We start from the raw sequence: 16,951 nt of genomic DNA, 5'->3' as shown, positions 1-16,951 counted from the left end.
AGCTCAATGCGCCCCAGCCGCCTTGTTCAAATCACTCTCCGTCCACTCGGTATACACACACGCATCCGCCGTCGCCCAGCGCACGCGCACCGGGTCGCCGGCCTTGAGCGGCATGCCTGCAGCGGACAGTGCCTTGACTGTCATCGAGGTGCCGCCGAGGGTTTTCACCGTGCAGGTCTGGCTTTCACCAAGAAACAGCACTTCACCCACAATCGCCGACACTTCATTCCAGCCCGCCACCAACGGTTGCTCGGCGGCCTGTTCGACGCTCAGCGCCAGGGCTTTTTCCGGGCGTACCATCAGCAGTACGTCTTGCTCGGTGTGCAGCCCGCTGGTCAGGCGGATTGACAGCGACTGGCCTTCGAACGACGCCACCGCATTGCCCTGGGCCTTGAGCTTGAGAAAGTTGGAGTTGCCGAGGAACGACGCCACGAACGCGTTCGGCGGGTTCTGGTACAAGTCGAAGCCGCTGCCCAGGCCGACGATCTTGCCGTGGCTGAAAATCGCGATGCGCTGGGACAGGCGCATGGCTTCTTCCTGGTCGTGGGTGACGTAAACGATGGTGATGCCCAGGCGCCGGTGCAGTTGGCGCAGTTCATCTTGCAGGTCTTCTCGCAGCTTCTTGTCGAGGGCGCCGAGGGGTTCGTCCATCAGCAGGATGCGTGGCTCGTACACCAGCGCGCGGGCGATGGCGACCCGTTGCTGCTGGCCGCCAGACAATTGCGAAGGGCGGCGGTGGGCGAAGGGTTCCAGCTGCACCAGCTTGAGCATGGCATCGACGCGTTTTTCGCGTTCGGCGCTGGCCAGTTTGCGGATCGCCAGGGGGAAGGCGATGTTGTCGCGCACCGACAAATGCGGGAACAGCGAGTAACGCTGGAACACCATGCCGATGTCGCGTTTGTGCGGCGGTACGTTGACCAGGGATTGGCCGCCCACGAGGATCTCGCCGCTGCTCGGCGTTTCAAAGCCGGCGAGCATCGACAAGGTGGTGCTTTTGCCCGAGCCGCTGGAACCGAGAAAGGTCAGGAATTCGCCGTCCTTGATGTCCAGCGAGATGTTGTCCACGGCAGCAAATTCGCCATAGAACTTGTTCAGGTTGCGCAGGCTCACCAGGCTTTGGCCAGGGGTTTGCGCGGGGTCTTTGATCACTGCACTCATGTCTTAATCCTCGGCGCTCAAGCGCGGGTTTCGGTGCGCCGGCGAACGGCGGCGGCAATCACCATGACCAGTACCGACAGGCCGATCAGCAGCGTCGAGGCGACGGCGATCACAGGCGTCAGGTCCTGGCGCAGGGTGGTCCACATTTTCACGGGAAGGGTTTGCAGGGTCGGGCTGGCCATCATCACGCTGAGCACGACCTCGTCCCACGAGACAAGAAAGGCAAACAGCGCACCGGCTACCATGCCGGGGCGAATGGCCGGGAAGGTCACCTTGAACACCGCCTGCAAGCGCGAGGCGCCGCAGATCACCGCCGCGTCTTCAATCGACTGGTCGAACAGCTTCAGCGAGTTGATGATCGAGATAATGGTAAACGGCAGCGCGACGATCACATGGCTGACCACAAAGGCGAACATCGTGCCGGTGTAGCCGAGCTTGAGGAATAGCGCATACACCGCCACCGCGATGATCACCAGCGGTACGATCATCGGCAGGGTGAACAGGCCGTAGAGCAGCTCGCGGCCAGGAAAGCGCCCGCGAACCAGGGCAAACGCAGTGGGTAGGCCGAGGGCGACGGCAAACACCGTGGTCAGTACCGCGACCTTGAGGCTGGCCATGGCGGCGTTCATCCAATCGGGATTGGAAAAGAACTGACCGTACCATTTGAGCGTCCAGCCGGGCGGCGGGAACACCAGCCATTGCGACGAGCCGAAGGACAGCAGCACGATAAATACGATCGGCAACAGCAGGAACAGACCGATCACGCCGGTGGTGGTATAGAGGCCCAGGCGCATCCTGCGGCTCATGGCGTTGGGGGTCAGGAGCATGATGGCTTACCTCGCGTTGCTGGCGCCAACCGGGGATTCCGGCTGAAGCTTCAGGTAGAAGTAGAACAGCACCAGCGTGATGACGATCAGCAACGCGGCGCCGGCGCTGGCCAGGCCCCAATTGAGGAACGACTGCACCTGCTGGATGATGAACTCGGGCAGCATCATGTTCTGCGCACCGCCGAGCAGTGCCGGGGTGACGTAGTAACCGAGGGACATCACAAACACCATCAAGCCGCCGGAAAACAGCCCCGGCCGACACAGCGGCAGGAAAACGCGGAAGAAGTTGGTCCAGGGGCTGGCGCCACAGATCGAGCCGGCCTGCAGGATCATCGGGTCGATGGCCTGCATGGTCGCCTGCAACGGCAGCACAATGAACGGAATCATGATGTAGCTCATGCCGATCACCACGCCGGTGAGGTTATGCACCATCTCCAGCGGCTGATCGATGATGCCCATGGCCATCAGCGCCTTGTTGATCACCCCGGATGCTTGCAGCAACACCAGCCAGGAATAGGTGCGGGCCAGCAAGCTGGTCCACATCGACAACAGCACGATGCTCAGCATCCAGCGGCCCCAACCGCGTGGCACCAGGGTAATCGCCCAAGCCAGCGGAAAGCCCAGCAACAGGCTGAACAAGGTCACCAGGCCCGCCACCGAAAAGGTGTTGAGCAGCACCCGTGCATAGGCCGAGTTGGCGAACAGCTGTTCATAGTTGCCCAGGCCCGGTGTAGGTTCCAGCACGCCGCGCAGCAACAGGCCGATCAGCGGTGCGAGAAAGAACAAGCCCAGGAACAGCAGGGCCGGGATCAGGTTGCTCGACCCCCGCCAGCGTTGTGCCAGGGACGGCGAGTTGGCGTTACCCGGTACCGCGCCGGCAGCGCCGAGGGCGCTCCCGGTCGGTGTGGTTGCCGTCATTTTCATTTGACTAGCCATTCATTCCACCGTGTTGCAATGGCCGGACCGTTCTTGGCCCAGTAGGCGAAATCGAGGGTGATCTGGTCTTTGACGTACGCCGTCGGCAGGTTGGGCGCGAGGACCGAGTCCAGGCGTTGCACGCTGTCGATGTTGACCGGTGCATAGGCGGTCAGGTTGGAGAAATCGGCCTGGCCCTTGGCGCTGCTGGCGTTGGCCAGGAACTTCATGGCGGCGGCTTTGTTCTTGCTGCCTTTTGGCACAACAAGGATGTCAGCCATGACCAGGTTCTGCTTCCAGCTTACGCCGACCGGCGCGCCGTCTTCCTGGAGCGCGTGAATGCGGCCGTTCCAGAACTGGCCCATGCTGACTTCACCCGAGGCCAACAGCTGCTGCGACTGCGCGCCGCCGCCCCACCAGACGATGTCTTTCTTGATCGTGTCGAGTTTTTTGAAGGCGCGGTCCAGGTCCAGCGGGTAGAGCTTGTCGGCGGGGACGCCATCGGCCAGCAGTGCCAATTCGAGCACGCCAGGGCTGGGCCATTTGTAAAGGGCGCGTTTGCCGGGGTAGGTTTTGGTGTCGAACAGCGCGGTCCAGTCCTGCGGTTTGCCGGCGCCGAGCTTGCCTTCGTTGTAGCCGAGCACGAAGGAGAAGAAGAATGAACCCACGCCATGGTCGGAGACGAAACGCGGGTCGATCTTGTCGCGCTGGATCACCGAGAAGTCGAGGGGTTCGAGCAGGCCTTCGGCGGCGGCGCGCAAGGCGAAGTCGGCCTCCACATCCACCACGTCCCACTGCACGTTGCCGCTTTCGACCATGGCCTTGAGCTTGCCGTAGTCGGTTGGGCCATCCTGCACCACGGTGATACCGCTGGCCTTGCTGAACGGGTCAGCCCACGCCTGCTTCTGCGCATCCTGGGTGCTACCGCCCCAGCTCACGAAATTGACGCTTTCGGCCGCCATGGCCGCGTGAGTGGCCGTGGCCAACAAGCCCGCGAACAACACTGCGGTAACACGTTTGTTCAACACCATTTTCACGCCCTCATTTGTTTTGTTATTGAGCGGGCTGGTAATGCCCGCCTATCGGGAGCAGTAGGTCTGTCGGGGCGTCTAATCGATACCCCAAAAGGCGACCGTGCCAAGGGCTGTTGTGGGTGCTTTCCCTGGCGGGTGCACTTGGCGAAAGCGTTCGGTCTATGGAATATCATATTATGGTATTCCAAACTTTGTGCAAGCATTTTGCCTTACCGGTTATCCGTCATTCGGTAAAGGGGATGCTCTCCACCACCTCTAGATCGTAGCCGGTAAGCCCGGCGTATTTGAGGGGCGGGCCGAGGTGACGCAGTTTGCCGACACCAAGGTCCTGCAATATTTGCGCCCCGGTGCCTACTTCGGAATAAATCCGCGATTGCGAGCGGTTGAACTGGCGCGGCGCCTGGGTCAGTTGCGGCACGCGCTCCAGCAGGGCCTGGGATGATTCATGATTGGCCAGCACCACCACCACGCCACTGCCTTCGGCCGCCACGCGTTGCAAGGCGGCCCACAGTGTCCAGTTCGACGGGCCGCTGTACTCGGCGCCCACCAGGTCGCGCAGCGGGTCGATCACATGCACGCGCACCAGGGTCGGTTCGTCGCGGCGCGGCTGGCCCATGACCATCGCCATGTGCACGCCGCCGTCGATGCGATCTTCGAAGGTGATCAGGCGGAACGTGCCATGCACCGTCGGCAGGTCGCGCTCGCCGATGCGCTGCACGGTGCGTTCGGTGCTGAGGCGATAGTGGATAAGGTCGGCGATGGTGCCGATCTTGATGCCATGCCTGCGCGCGAACACTTCCAGGTCCGGGCGGCGCGCCATGGTGCCGTCATCGTTCATCACTTCGACGATCACCGACGCCGGTGTGTGCCCGGCCAGGCGCGCCAGGTCGCAACCGGCTTCGGTGTGGCCGGCGCGGGTGAGCACGCCGCCGTCCTTGGCGCGCAACGGGAAGATATGCCCCGGTTGCACAATATCGGCCGGCCCTGCGTTGCTGGCGACAGCTGCGGCCACAGTGCGCGCGCGGTCGGCGGCGGAGATACCCGTGGTCACCCCGGTGGCGGCTTCGATGGACACAGTAAACGCGGTACTGAACACGCTGCCGTTGCTGGGCACCATCTGTTCCAGGCCGAGGCGGCGGCAGTGCTCGTCGGTGAGTGTCAGACAAATCAGACCACGGGCTTCACGGGCCATGAAGCTGATAGTCTCGGCGGTGCAGCAGGCGGCGGGCAATAACAGATCGCCTTCGTTTTCCCGGTCTTCGTCGTCCACCAGGAGCACCATCTTGCCTTGGCGGTAGTCTTCGATGATGTCTGCGATGCTGTTGAAGGACATGGAGAGTGCTCGATTTATTGGTTGTATGTATTATGGTATACCACAAATTCTAAGCAAGAGGATGTACCGATGAAGGCCTATTGGATTGCCCATGTGGATGTGTCCGATGCAGAGCAGTACACGCAGTACACCCAGCGCGCGCCGGCGGCATTTGCGAAGTTCGGCGGACGGTTTCTGGCCAGGGGCGGGCGCAGTGAGGCGATGGAAGGTGGGCCGGCACGGCAGCGTAATGTGGTGATTGAGTTTGAGAGTTATGAGCAGGCGGTGGCGTGCTACGAGTCCGCCGAATATCAGGAGGCGAAGGGGCACCGGGAGGGGGCGGGGGTGGCGCAGATCATCATCGTAGAAGGACTGGCGCTCTAGGTATCAAGCCAAACAGTGGTCCAGATGTGGGAGGGGGCTTGAGGTCAGCGGATGAAATGGATCTTGCCGCTGTCGTCATTGCCGATATAGATGCCATACACCCCAGCCTGGCGCTCTTCGATATACCGTTCGAGGATCTGCCGGATCGCCGGGTAGTAGATGCTGTCCCAGGGAATGTCCTCGGGTGCGAAGAATTTATAGTCCAACGTCTCCGGCCCGAACTCGCCGGTGATCTCCAGCGCGATGGCGCGGAAGATGATGTACACCTCGCTGATCCTGGGCACGCTGAAGATGGAGTAGGGCGACACGATCTCGGCGCGTACGCCGCTTTCTTCCCAGACTTCGCGCAGCGCCGCCTGTTCGGTGGTTTCGCCACCTTCCATGAAACCGGCGGGGAGCGTCCAGGTGCCGGGGCGCGGCGGGATTGCGCGCTGGCACAGCAGGTATTTGCCGTCCTGCTCGATGATGCAGCCGGCGATGATCTTGGGGTTGATGTAGTGAATATAGCCGCAGCCCCGGCACATCAGGCGCTCATGGGTATCGCCCGGTGGCAGCTGGTGACCGAGGTCACTGCCGCCGCAGGTCGGGCAAAAGCGCGGGCTGGGCATGGTCAGTGGCCTATGCGCGGTTCTTTGAGTGCGATGGGCAGGGTGATTTCCGGGACTTTCCCGGTTTCTTCCTGTTTGCGCTTGAGGTAATCCAGGGCCACGGCGGCGGCGGCGCGTACGTGGTCGACGCAGGCCTGGTGTGCCGCCAGCGGATCGCCGCTCTTGATCGCCTGGACCATGCGTTCCATTTCCTGGTTGCTGGTGCCGCGACGGTTTTCCTGGGACACCGAGGTAGCGCGCAGGTAGCTGATACGAGCCTGCAACTGGCGCAACTGAGTGGCCGCGACATGGTTGCCTGAACCTTCGAGCAATACGTCGTAGAAACCCTGGACCGAGTCGATGACCTGTTGCAGTTCACCGTCCTTGAGGGCCTTGCGGTTTTCTTCCAGGGCTTTTTCCAGGGCCTTGATGTCCTTGGCCTTGGCGCGCAGGGTGAACAGCTGCACGATCAAGCCTTCTAGCACGCAGCGCAGTTCATAAATGTCGACGGCATCGGCCAGGGTGATGATTGCCACCTGCGGGCCCTTGGCATCGGCGAATTCAACCAGGCCTTCGGATTCCAGGTGACGCAGCGCTTCGCGCACCGAGGTACGGCTGACGCCCAGGCGGTCGCACAGGTCGCGTTCCACCAGGCGATCACCGGGCAGGAGTTGAAAGTTCATGATGGCGCTGCGCAGTTTTTCCAACACGATTTCGCGCAGGGTGACCGGGTTGTGATTGACCTTGAAGCTGTCGTCGAGAGGCGCGCGTTTCATGGGGGCTGCTCTGAATTTAGCGGTTAACTGGAGGCTGGGCCGATGGAAGGCCGAAATCATGCGCAAGTTTATCACGCCGGGTTCTTTAAGCGACAAACCCTCTCGACCCCGGCCCGCCTCAAGCCAGGGTGGGCAGCGGGCCGAGCTTGCCCTTGTGATAGATCATCGGCGTGACCGGTTGCTCGGGCAGGATCAGGTTCTTCACCGCGCCGACGATGATCGCGTGGTCGCCGCCATCGTATTCGCGCCACAGCTCGCATTCGATGATCGCTGTGGCCTTGGCCAGCAGCGGGTTGCCCAGTTCGCTCAAATGCCACTCGATGCCCTTGGCTTTTTCCTTGCCCTTGCTGGCAAAGGCATAGGCTTCGGCGGTCTGGTCGGCGGACAGCAGGTGTATCGCAAAGCGCTTGCTGTCGCGCAGCACCGGGTAGGTGTCCGAGGCGTAGTTGGGGCAGAACAGCACCAGCGCCGGGTCGATTGACAGCGCGCTGAACGCACTGGCGGTAATGCCGACGATGCCACCCTGCGGGTCGAGGGTGGTGACTACCGTGACACCGGATGGGAAGGAACTCATAACGTCTTTATAAATGCCGGGTTCGATCATGGTCGTAAACTCTTAACGCATCACAAAGGGATCAGGCATGGGCGCCTGGGAGAGGTTGATCCACACCGTCTTCAGCTCGGTATAGGCCAGCACCGAATCGATGCCGCTTTCGCGTCCGTAGCCGCTGTTCTTGAAGCCGCCGATGGGCGCCATGGCCGATACGGCACGGTAGGTGTTGACCCAAATGATCCCCGAACGCACGTCGCGCGCCAGGCGGTGGGCGCGGCCGAGGTCGCGGGTCCAGATGCCGGCGGCAAGGCCGAACTGCGAGTCGTTGGCGATGGCCAGCGCTTCGGCTTCGTCCTTGAAGCGGATCACCGAGGCCACCGGGCCGAACACTTCTTCCTGCATGATCTTCATCGAGTTGCGGTCGCACTCGAACAGCGTCGGCTCATAGAACCAGCCTTCGCCGAGGTTCTGCGCTCGCTTGCCACCGGTGCGCAGGCGCGCGCCTTCGGCGATGGCATCCGCGACCAGGCCTTCGACCACGGCCAGTTGCTGGGCGGTGGCCATGGGGCCCATTTCGCTGGCGTCGTCCTGAGGGTTGCCGATGCGGATACGTTGGGCGCGCTCGACCAGGCGCTCGACGAACTCGTCGTAGATTTCGTCCTGTACCAACAGGCGCGAGCCGGACACGCAGCTTTGCCCGGACGCGGCATAAATCCCGGCAATCGCGCCGTTGATGGCGCTGTCGAGGTCGGCGTCGGCAAAGATGATATTCGGCGACTTGCCGCCCAGTTCCAGGGACAGCTTGGCGAAGTTCTCCGCGCTGCTGCGCACCACATGTCGGGCCGTGGCCGCGCCACCGGTAAAGGCGATCTTGCGCACCAGCGGATGGCGGGTGAGGGCTGCGCCGGTACTGGGGCCAAAGCCTGTGACCACGTTGACCACGCCCGGTGGAATCCCGGCTTCAAGGGCCAGGCGGGCCAGCTCGAGGATGGTCGCCGAAGCGTGTTCCGACGGTTTGATCACGATGGTATTGCCCGCCGCCAGGGCCGGGGCGAGTTTGATTGCGGTGAGGTATAGCGGGCTGTTCCACGGAATGATCGCGGCGACCACGCCCATGGCTTCGTGCACGGTGTAGGCGAACAGATCGGGCTTGTCCAGCGGCAGGGTGCCGCCTTCGAGCTTGTCGGCCAGGCCTGCGGTGTAATGGAAAAACTCCGGCAGGTAACTGACCTGGCCGCGGGTTTCGCGGATCAGTTTGCCGTTGTCGCGGCTTTCCAGCTGGGCCAGATGCTCTTTGTTCTCGGCGATCAGGTCGCCGAGGCGACGCAACAATTTGCCCCGTGCGGTGGCGGTAAGGCCACGCCAGGCCGGGCTTTCGAAAGCGTTTTGCGCGGCCTGTACGGCGCGCTCCACATCTGCCTCGTCGGCATCGGGCAGTTGCGCCCACGGCTGGGCCAGCGCCGGATTGAGGCTGTCAAAGGTCTTGCCGGACAGGGCATCGACCCATTCACCGCCGATGCACATCTGGAAGCGTTCAAGCGTCATGCCACGATCCCCTTTATCGGGTGTTGTTGGGAGTGTGCCGTTTCAAGAAAACCGAGCAGCAGCTGGTTGACCAGGCGCGGCGATTCTACCGGCATCATATGCCGTTGCTCGGGCAGCACGGCCACGGTCGCGCCGGGAATGCGGTCGGCCAGTTGCCGAGCCATTTGCGGCGTGGAGCCTGGGTCCAGTTCCCCGGTGGCAACCAGGGTCGGTGCCTGGATACTGCCCAGGTCATCGGCGCGGTACATGTCCTGGGTGGCAAACAGTTCGTAAGTGGTGAGGTAACCCTGGGGATCGTTGCCCGCCAGAGTCTCGCGCAGCGCGGCGATCTGCGCTGGGTTGGCCGCCTGGTATTCACGGCTGAACCAGCGTGACAGCGCGGCTTCGGCATTCGCATCCGGGCCGTGTTCAGCGGCCTGGGCGGTACGCGCGATCACGCCTTCACGTTGTTCCGGGCTGCGGTTGAATACACTGTTGAGCACCACCAGGCTGTGCAGGCGTTCCGGGTAATGCAGCGCAAACGCGCGAGCCACCAGGCCACCCATGGAAAAACCGATCACCGTGGCCTTGGCCAGTTGCAGGTGGTCGAGCACCTCCAGCAACTGGTCGGCATACCCGAGCAGCGGCGTGCCGGTGGCCGGGCGCGGGCTGGCGCCGTGACCGAGCATGTCGTAGCTGATCACGCGGTAATGGGAGGCCAGGCCGACCACCTGGCCGCCCCACATTTCTTTATTCAGGCCCACGCCGTGGATCAAAACCACAGGCTGACCTTGGCCGGTCGCCAGGTAACTGGTGCCAGCCGGTGTGTGTTCAGCGGTGAGCCGAATCATGGAGCGCTCCTGCATGCTTTTTGTTGTGGTGGCCGGTGTTGCTTACTGGGCTTTTTCCGCCGCCAGCTCTTCCAGGTCGATATAGCGATTACCGATGCGCGGGTGCAGGCGGCCGCCGTCGGCGCAACCCAGCACCACGACGATTTCATCGGCGCGCGGCGCGTCTTCGATGTGCATTTCCAGGGTGATGTAGTGCGAACGCAGGCCTTCGTCGTCCTTGTGCATCATCGGGACCTGGATCGAGGTGCCCGGGCCGCCGCGCTTGTTGGTGAAGCTCAGGTAGCTCTTGGCCTTGACCGCTTCGCGGTAGTGGTTGCCGAAGCGCAGGGTATGGATGATCGCGCTGGCGTGTTCGATCTCGCCATCGGCGCCGACCACAGCGGCCTTGCCATAGGCTTCGATTTTTTCGGCGCCGCCAATGATGCCCACCAGGCGTTCGACCATCAGCGCGCCAAGGTCGGAACAATTGGCGCGGATCTCAGGCTTCAGATCCTCGACGAAACCACGACCCAGCCAGGGGTTCTTCAACACCACGGCGAGGCCGACCATGGTCACCGGGGTGTCCGAGGCTTTGCCGCCTTCGATAAAGGTTTCTTCTACGTAGCTGACGATCTTGCGGATTTCGAAACTCATGAGATGGCTCCATCGGGTATGGGGAGAGGCTTGCGTATGATGGTATACCATAATACGCAAAGCACAAGCGCGCAAAACGAGTTTGCGTGGTGTGAAGCGACAAAGGGAAAAGGGCTACCGATGTTAAAAAATGTTAGATAGAAAAAATACTTCACATAATCTGTTCATTGGTGGATGATCGATAGCAATTCCAACGCGGCTCGCCGGTGTGGTGTCAGCCGCCGCTTTCCCCTGGAGTACCCATGCATAATAAAAATGTAGGTGTGATCGGTCTGGGCGCGATGGGGCTGGGCATTGCCCGCTCGCTGTTGCGCGCAGGGTTCAATGTGCATGCCTGTGATGTGCGTGACGCGGTCACCCAGCAATTCGCCGGCGAAGGCGGCGTGGCATGCGCGTCACCCGCACAGATGGCGGATGCCTGTGATGTGATCATCACGGTGGTGGTCAACGCCGAGCAGACCGAGACCGTTCTGTTCGGTGAAGGCGGTGCGGTGGCGTCGCTGCGTCCCGCCAGCCTGGTGATCGGCTGCGCCACCGTGGCGCCGACCTACGCCGTGGAATTGGGGCAGCGCTTGGGCGAACACGGCCTGCTGTATCTGGATGCGCCGATTTCCGGCGGCGCGGCCAAGGCCGCCGCCGGTGAAATGACCATGATGACGTCCGGCCCGCAGGCCGCCTACGCCAAGGCCGACGCGGTGCTGGCGGGCATGGCCGGCAAGGTCTATCGCCTGGGCGACGTGCATGGCCTGGGCTCGAAGGTCAAGATCATCAACCAGTTGCTCGCCGGCGTGCACATTGCCGCATCCGCCGAGGCCATGGCCCTGGGCCTGCGCGAAGGGGTCGATGCCGATGCCTTGTACGAGGTCATCACTCACAGTGCCGGTAACTCCTGGATGTTCGAGAACCGCGTGCCGCACATTCTCAAGGCCGACTACACGCCACTGTCGGCGGTGGATATTTTCGTCAAGGACCTCGGCCTGGTGCTGGATACCGCCCGCGCGAGCAAGTTTCCATTGCCGCTGTCGGCCACCGCACACCAGATGTTCATGCAGGCCTCCAGCGCCGGTTTTGGCCGCGAGGACGACTCGGCGGTGATTAAGATTTTCCCGGGTATCGACTTGCCGACCGCCAAGCCCGAGCCAGTGTGAGGAGCTCCGCATGACTAACCCCAACGCACGGCCCTTGCTGGGCTGCATCGCCGACGATTTCACCGGCGCCACCGACCTTGCCAACATGCTGGTGCGCGGCGGTATGCGCACGGTGCAGAGTATTGGTATCCCCAGCCGCGAAGTCGCCCAGGGGCTGGACGCCGACGCTATCGTCATCGCGCTCAAGTCGCGCACCACGCCCGCCGCCGAGGCCGTCGAGGAATCGCTGGCCGCGCTGCAGTGGCTGCGCGGGCAGGGCTGCGAGCAGATTTTCTTCAAGTACTGTTCCACCTTCGATTCCACTGCCGCCGGCAATATCGGCCAGGTCAGCGAGGCGTTGCTCAAGGCGTTGGGCGGCGACTTCACCCTGGCGTGCCCGGCGTTTCCGGAAAACGGCCGGACGATTTTCCGCGGACACCTGTTCGTACAGGACCAGTTGCTCAGCGAATCAGGCATGCAGCATCACCCGCTGACGCCCATGGGCGACGCGAATCTGGTGCGCGTGCTGCAACAGCAGACACCATTGCCGGTCGGGTTATTGCGCTACGACACGGTTGCCGCCGGTGTTGACGCGACCCATGCAAAGATCGCCGAACTGCGCGCGCAAGGGGTGGGTATCGCCATCGCCGACGCGCTGTCGGACCAGGACCTCTACACCCTGGGCAGCGCCTGCGCCGACTTGCCGTTGCTTACTGGCGGCTCGGGGCTGGCGTTGGGCCTGCCGGGTAATTTCCGCCGCGCCGGCAAACTGCGCGACTTCGATGTCGCGGCGTTGCCAACGGTCGGCGGTGGCGAAGTGGTGCTGGCGGGCAGTGCCTCGGTGGCGACTCTGGGCCAGGTCGCGGCCTGGTGCGAAGCCGGCCGCCCGGCGTTGCGCCTTGACCCCATCGCCCTGGCCGCCGGTGAACCGGTGGTGGCGCAAGCACTGGCGTTTGCCCGCGACCGTGCGGACACCGTATTGATCTACGCCACCAGCAGCCCGGACGAGGTCAAGGCCGTGCAGCAACAGTTGGGTGTCGAGCGCGCCGGTGCCCTGGTGGAAACTGCATTGGGCGAGATCGCCGCCGGCTTGCGTGAGCAAGGTGTTCGACGCTTTGTGGTGGCGGGCGGGGAGACCTCCGGCGCGGTGGTCAAGGCCCTTGGCGTCACCCTGTTGCAGATTGGCGCACAGATTGATCCGGGCGTGCCGGCCACGCTCAGCAGTTCCGCCGAACCGCTGGCGCTGGCGCTCAAGTCGGGCAATTTCGGTGGCCGCGACTTCTTTGCCAAAGCCTTGGCGCAACTGGCGGGAGGCGCCCAATGAGTGGCATCGATGAGCAGGCCCTGCGCGAAGAAATCTGCGACGTGGGACGCAGTCTTTACCAGCGTGGATACACAGTCGGCAGCGCCGGCAATATCAGTGCGCGCCTGGACGACGGTTGGCTGATTACCCCGACCGACGTCTGTCTGGGGCGCCTGGTGCCGGCGTCCATTGCCAAGGTCAACCTGCAAGGCGAGTGGGTGTCCGGCGAGAAACCGTCGAAGACCCTGGCCCTGCACCGCCAGGTGTACGACCGCAACCCCTCGGTGGGCGGCGTGGTGCATACCCATTCCACGCATTTGGTGGCGCTGACCCTGGCCGGGGTATGGCGCACGGACGATATCCTGCCGCCGCTCACGCCGTATCAGGTGATGAAGGTCGGGCACATTCCGCTGATTGCTTACCAGCGTCCCGGCTCGCCCAAGGTGGCCGAGCAGGTGGCGCAACTGGCCAACAGCGTGCGTGGCGTGATGCTCGAACGCCTGGGGCCGGTGGTCTGGGAAAGCTCGGTGGCCAAGGCCAGCTATGCCCTGGAGGAGCTGGAAGAGACCGCACGGCTGTGGTTGATGAGCACCCCCCGGCCCGAACCGTTGAGCACGGATGCATTGGATGAACTGCGCGAGACGTTCGGCGCGCACTGGTAACCCGTAGACCAATACCGCAAGCACCACTCGAGACCCGCCCACGGTTCTTGACGGGGCCGGCTTGCGCCCAAAAACAATAACAACAGGACATTCCCGAATGAGCCCATTGATTTTGATGTTGACCGCCGGCGCCGGTATCGCGCTGCTGCTGTTCCTGGTCCTCAAGTACAAATTCCAGCCATTTGTCGCGTTGATGCTGGTGAGTATCGTGGTGGCGCTGGTGGCCGGGGTGAAACCGGCCGATCTGGTGGCGACGATCGAAGGCGGCATGGGCAAGACCCTCGGCCATATCGCGATCATCATCGCTCTGGGCGCGATGATCGGGCGCATCATCGAGTTGTCCGGTGGCGCCGAGGCCTTGGCCAAGTCGCTGATCGAGCGGTTCGGCAACAGCCGCACGCCACTGGCGTTGACTATCGCCGGGTTCATCATCGGTGTGCCGGTGTTCTTTGAAGTCGGGGTGATTATCCTGATGCCGCTGGCCTACGGCGTGGCGCGTCGGGCGCGCAAGCCGTTGCTGGTGTTTGCGTTGCCGATGTGCGCGGCGCTGCTGACGGTGCATGCGTTTCTGCCACCGCATCCGGGTGCCGTGGCGGCCGCCAGCCAGTTGGGCGCCGATCTGGGCCGGGTGCTGATGTTCGGCCTGCCGATCACCGCGTTGCTGTGTTATGTCGGTTACCGCGTGGCGGGGCGCATGACGCGGCGCTTCTATCCCATGACCGACGATATTCGCGCCGAAGTCTATGGCCCCCACGTCACCAACGAAGACTTGCGCGCCTGGAGCAACGGCCATGACCAGGCGGTGCGGCAGGCGGGCGTTGCCGAGTCCCATATGGGCCTGGAAGAGTCCACCAGCGCCATCGTCGCCAAGCTGCCGCCGGCCCCGGCGCCGGGCTTTGGCCTGATCGTCAGTCTGATTCTGCTGCCTATCGTACTGATCCTGCTGGGCACCCTGGCCACCTCGTTACTGCCGGTTGAATCGGTGGTGCGTGGGGTGATGACGGTGCTCGGCGCGCCGCTGGTGGCGCTGCTGATCGACACCTTGCTGTGCGCCTGGCTGCTGGGCTCGCGCCGGGGCTGGAGTCGCAGCCAGGTGTCGGATGTGATCGGCTCGGCCTTGCCGGGCGTGGCCATGGTGATCCTGATCGCCGGTGCCGGCGGGGTGTTCGGCAAGGTGTTGGTGGACACCGGAATCGGCGCGGTGGTCTCCGACCTGCTGCGCACCACCGGCCTGCCGGTGCTGGCCCTGGGGTTCTTGCTGACCATGCTGTTGCGCGCCGTGCAGGGTTCCACCACCGTCGCCCTGGTGACCACTGCCGGTATCATCAGCCCGCTGATCGCCACCCTCAACCTGACGCCCAACCACCTGGCGCTGCTGTGTCTGGCCATGGGCGGTGGCGGGCTGGCCATGTCGCACATCAACGACGCCGGCTACTGGATCTTCACCAAGCTCGCCGGGCTCAATGTCGCTGACGGCTTGCGCACCTGGACGGTGATCACTACGTTGCTCGGTAGCTTGGGTTTCGTAATGACCTTGCTGATCTGGCCTTTTGTCTGACGCCTGGGAGTTTTTATGCCTCGTTTCGCTGCCAACCTGAGCATGCTTTACCCGCAACATGAGTTTATCGAGCGCTTCGCCGCCGCCAAGGCCGACGGTTTTGACGCGGTGGAGTACCTGTTTCCCTATGAATACAGCGCCGAGGTGCTCCAGCAGCGCCTGAGTGACAACGGCCTGGTGCAGGCCCTGTTCAACGCGCCGCCCGGTGACTGGGCGGCGGGAGAGCGCGGCATCGCCAGCCTGCCGGGGCGCGAGGCCGAGTTTCGCGGCGGTTTTGACCAGGCCCTGGAGTACGCCGCGGTGCTGGGCAACAGCCGTGTGCATGTCATGGCCGGCTTGCTGCCCTCGGAAGACCTGCGCCAGCGCCATCACGCCGTGTACCTGGAAAACCTTGCCTACGCCGGCGCGGCGGCGGCCGAGGTCGGCGTCACGGTATTGCTGGAGCCGATCAACACCCGCGACATGCCGGGGTTCTTCCTCAACCGCCAGGACCAGGCCCACGCCATTTGCCGGGAAGTGGGGGCGGGCAACCTCAAGGTGCAGTTCGACTGCTACCACTGCCAGATCGTCGAAGGCGACTTGGCCACCAAGTTGCGCCGCGATTTCGCCGGCATCGGCCACATCCAGATTGCCGGCGTGCCGGACCGTCACGAGCCTGACCTGGGGGAGCTGAACTACCCGTACCTGTTCGAGTTGATCGACCAGTTGGGCTATGACGGCTGGGTCGGCTGCGAGTACCGGCCAAAGGGCGATACCTCGGCGGGCCTGCAATGGTTGCGCGATTGGAAGGCGACTCGAGGCGTGTAGCAGGGGCTTGCCCCGATTTTCCAACAATTCATCCGTCGGTCCTGCCTTCGCCTTCGCCTTAAGGCTCAGGCTGACGGCGGATCGCCCGGCAGCATCAACTCAATGCCACGCTTACGGATGCCGTCTGCGGCCGCCGGGGCCAGGGCGTCGTCGCTGATGATCACGTCGAACGGCTCCAGCCCGGCGATGCGGTACATGCTGAAGGTGCCGTACTTGGAACTGCTCGCTACCAGCACCACTTGAGCCGCCGATTGCATGGCCATCTGCTTGACTTCGACCTTCAACGCCGAGGGTGTGGTGATGCCCCGGTGCAAGTCCCAGGAGCTGGTCGACACAAAGGCAATGTCCGTGACCACCTGGCGCAGTGTCGCCACCGCCAGCCCGCCGACCGAGGAATGATTGTCATGGTCCAGCTGGCCGCCGGTGTGGATCACCGTGACCTGGGTGGCGTCCATTAATGCTTGCACGATTCCAAAGTCGTTGGTCACCACGGTCATTCCCGACAGCGCCTTGATATACGGCACGATCTCCAGCGTGCTGGTGCCGGCGTCCAGGTACACCGTCATGTCCGCGTGCAACAGCCGCGCGGCCAGCCGTGCCATGGCCTGCTTTTGCGGCAATTCCACCACGGCCTTGGATTGATGGCTGGGCTCGCTGTGCAGTTGACTGGCGATACGTACCCCACCGGTGACGGAGTACGCCCGGCCTTCCTGCTCCAGCAAGGCAATATCGCGGCGCACGGTCATGTGCGAGCAGTCGAACATCTCCATCAGCTGATGCACGCTCATCACCTGATGCTTGCGCAATTGCCGCAGAATTTGCTCGCGACGCTGCTCTGGAATCATCGGGGCGCTGCTGTCGGCGGCCGTGTCCTTGGGGTTGGGCATTGAGGCTCCGGGGTGGTTGGGCAAAGGGCGGGGAACGCGTGGCTATAGTAGCC

The 16,951-nt window shown here is 63.2% G+C and carries 18 protein-coding genes; 6 read left to right on the top strand and 12 right to left on the bottom strand.

What is annotated here, in order from left to right; all coding sequences use genetic code 11:
* Window positions 1-3: 3 nt before the first annotated feature.
* The 5 genes from V6M90_RS01955 to ribBA all read right to left on the bottom strand — a co-directional run bounded on the left by V6M90_RS01955 (window position 4) and on the right by ribBA (window position 5,267).
* Window positions 4-1,158, bottom strand: a complete 1,155-nt coding sequence (locus V6M90_RS01955) for an ABC transporter ATP-binding protein (RefSeq protein WP_332845992.1) — start codon at window positions 1,156-1,158, stop codon at window positions 4-6.
* Between the two features lie 17 nt (window positions 1,159-1,175).
* Window positions 1,176-1,985, bottom strand: coding sequence for an ABC transporter permease (locus tag V6M90_RS01950; RefSeq protein WP_003173320.1), 810 nt, complete (start codon window positions 1,983-1,985; stop codon window positions 1,176-1,178).
* A gap of 6 nt (window positions 1,986-1,991) precedes the next feature.
* Window positions 1,992-2,909: an ABC transporter permease gene (locus V6M90_RS01945; RefSeq protein WP_078732733.1), complete on the bottom strand. Its 918-nt coding sequence runs from the start codon at window positions 2,907-2,909 to the stop codon at window positions 1,992-1,994.
* Window positions 2,906-3,931: an ABC transporter substrate-binding protein gene (locus V6M90_RS01940; protein WP_003173322.1), complete on the bottom strand. Its 1,026-nt coding sequence runs from the start codon at window positions 3,929-3,931 to the stop codon at window positions 2,906-2,908. Before V6M90_RS01940 ends, V6M90_RS01945 begins: the two co-directional genes overlap by 4 nt.
* A gap of 226 nt (window positions 3,932-4,157) precedes the next feature.
* On the bottom strand, window positions 4,158-5,267 hold the full coding sequence (ribBA, locus tag V6M90_RS01935; RefSeq protein WP_003173323.1) for a bifunctional 3,4-dihydroxy-2-butanone-4-phosphate synthase/GTP cyclohydrolase II: 1,110 nt from the start codon (window positions 5,265-5,267) through the stop codon (window positions 4,158-4,160).
* A 69-nt stretch (window positions 5,268-5,336) separates the two neighbouring features.
* On the opposite strand from ribBA, the gene V6M90_RS01930 reads away from it, so the two are divergent.
* Window positions 5,337-5,630, top strand: coding sequence for a DUF1330 domain-containing protein (locus tag V6M90_RS01930; protein WP_003173324.1), 294 nt, complete (start codon window positions 5,337-5,339; stop codon window positions 5,628-5,630).
* A gap of 44 nt (window positions 5,631-5,674) precedes the next feature.
* On the opposite strand, the gene V6M90_RS01925 is transcribed toward V6M90_RS01930, so the two are convergent.
* From V6M90_RS01925 to V6M90_RS01900, 6 genes are all read right to left on the bottom strand, one after another.
* Window positions 5,675-6,238 carry an NUDIX hydrolase gene (locus tag V6M90_RS01925; protein WP_003173325.1) on the bottom strand — a complete coding sequence of 188 codons (564 nt, stop codon included), beginning with the start codon at window positions 6,236-6,238 and terminating at the stop codon, window positions 5,675-5,677.
* A 2-nt stretch (window positions 6,239-6,240) separates the two neighbouring features.
* Window positions 6,241-6,993, bottom strand: coding sequence for a GntR family transcriptional regulator (locus V6M90_RS01920; protein WP_003173326.1), 753 nt, complete (start codon window positions 6,991-6,993; stop codon window positions 6,241-6,243).
* A gap of 118 nt (window positions 6,994-7,111) precedes the next feature.
* Window positions 7,112-7,597 (bottom strand): flavin reductase family protein, encoded by a 486-nt coding sequence (locus V6M90_RS01915; RefSeq protein WP_003173327.1) that lies wholly within the window; start codon window positions 7,595-7,597, stop codon window positions 7,112-7,114.
* 12 nt (window positions 7,598-7,609) lie between these two features.
* The gene (locus tag V6M90_RS01910) at window positions 7,610-9,091 is read right to left on the bottom strand and encodes an aldehyde dehydrogenase (protein WP_003173328.1); all 1,482 of its coding nucleotides are present in this window, start codon (window positions 9,089-9,091) and stop codon (window positions 7,610-7,612) included.
* A complete protein-coding gene (locus tag V6M90_RS01905; protein WP_003173329.1) occupies window positions 9,088-9,921 on the bottom strand; it encodes an alpha/beta fold hydrolase in 834 nt (277 codons plus the stop codon). Before V6M90_RS01905 ends, V6M90_RS01910 begins: the two co-directional genes overlap by 4 nt.
* Window positions 9,922-9,963: 42 nt before the next feature.
* Window positions 9,964-10,554 (bottom strand): amino acid synthesis family protein, encoded by a 591-nt coding sequence (locus tag V6M90_RS01900; protein ID WP_003173330.1) that lies wholly within the window; start codon window positions 10,552-10,554, stop codon window positions 9,964-9,966.
* 206 nt (window positions 10,555-10,760) lie between these two features.
* On the opposite strand from V6M90_RS01900, the gene ltnD reads away from it, so the two are divergent.
* From ltnD to otnI, 5 genes are all read left to right on the top strand, one after another.
* Entirely contained in the window at window positions 10,761-11,702 is a 942-nt protein-coding gene (ltnD, locus tag V6M90_RS01895) for an L-threonate dehydrogenase (protein WP_258317838.1), read from the top strand.
* A 10-nt stretch (window positions 11,703-11,712) separates the two neighbouring features.
* Window positions 11,713-13,005: a 3-oxo-tetronate kinase gene (otnK, locus tag V6M90_RS01890; protein WP_332845991.1), complete on the top strand. Its 1,293-nt coding sequence runs from the start codon at window positions 11,713-11,715 to the stop codon at window positions 13,003-13,005.
* Window positions 13,002-13,646 (top strand): 3-oxo-tetronate 4-phosphate decarboxylase, encoded by a 645-nt coding sequence (otnC, locus tag V6M90_RS01885; RefSeq protein ID WP_003173334.1) that lies wholly within the window; start codon window positions 13,002-13,004, stop codon window positions 13,644-13,646. The genes otnK and otnC overlap by 4 nt, the downstream gene beginning before the upstream one ends.
* A 97-nt stretch (window positions 13,647-13,743) precedes the next feature.
* Complete coding sequence (locus V6M90_RS01880) at window positions 13,744-15,204, top strand: GntP family transporter (RefSeq protein WP_003173335.1); 1,461 nt, start codon at window positions 13,744-13,746, stop codon at window positions 15,202-15,204.
* A 15-nt stretch (window positions 15,205-15,219) separates the two neighbouring features.
* Complete coding sequence (gene otnI / locus V6M90_RS01875; protein ID WP_305429258.1) at window positions 15,220-16,011, top strand: 2-oxo-tetronate isomerase; 792 nt, start codon at window positions 15,220-15,222, stop codon at window positions 16,009-16,011.
* Window positions 16,012-16,076: 65 nt separating this feature from the next.
* Here the strand turns inward: otnI and V6M90_RS01870 are convergent, their stop codons facing one another.
* Entirely contained in the window at window positions 16,077-16,898 is an 822-nt protein-coding gene (locus tag V6M90_RS01870) for a DeoR/GlpR family DNA-binding transcription regulator (protein ID WP_003173337.1), read from the bottom strand.
* Between the last annotated feature and the right edge of the window lie 53 nt (window positions 16,899-16,951).

It is taken from the genome of Pseudomonas lactucae (assembly GCF_036688725.1).
Lineage (GTDB): Bacteria > Pseudomonadota > Gammaproteobacteria > Pseudomonadales > Pseudomonadaceae > Aquipseudomonas > Aquipseudomonas lactucae.
Note: the sequence above shows the minus strand (reverse complement) of the source record. Positions and strands in the feature narration are given on the sequence as shown.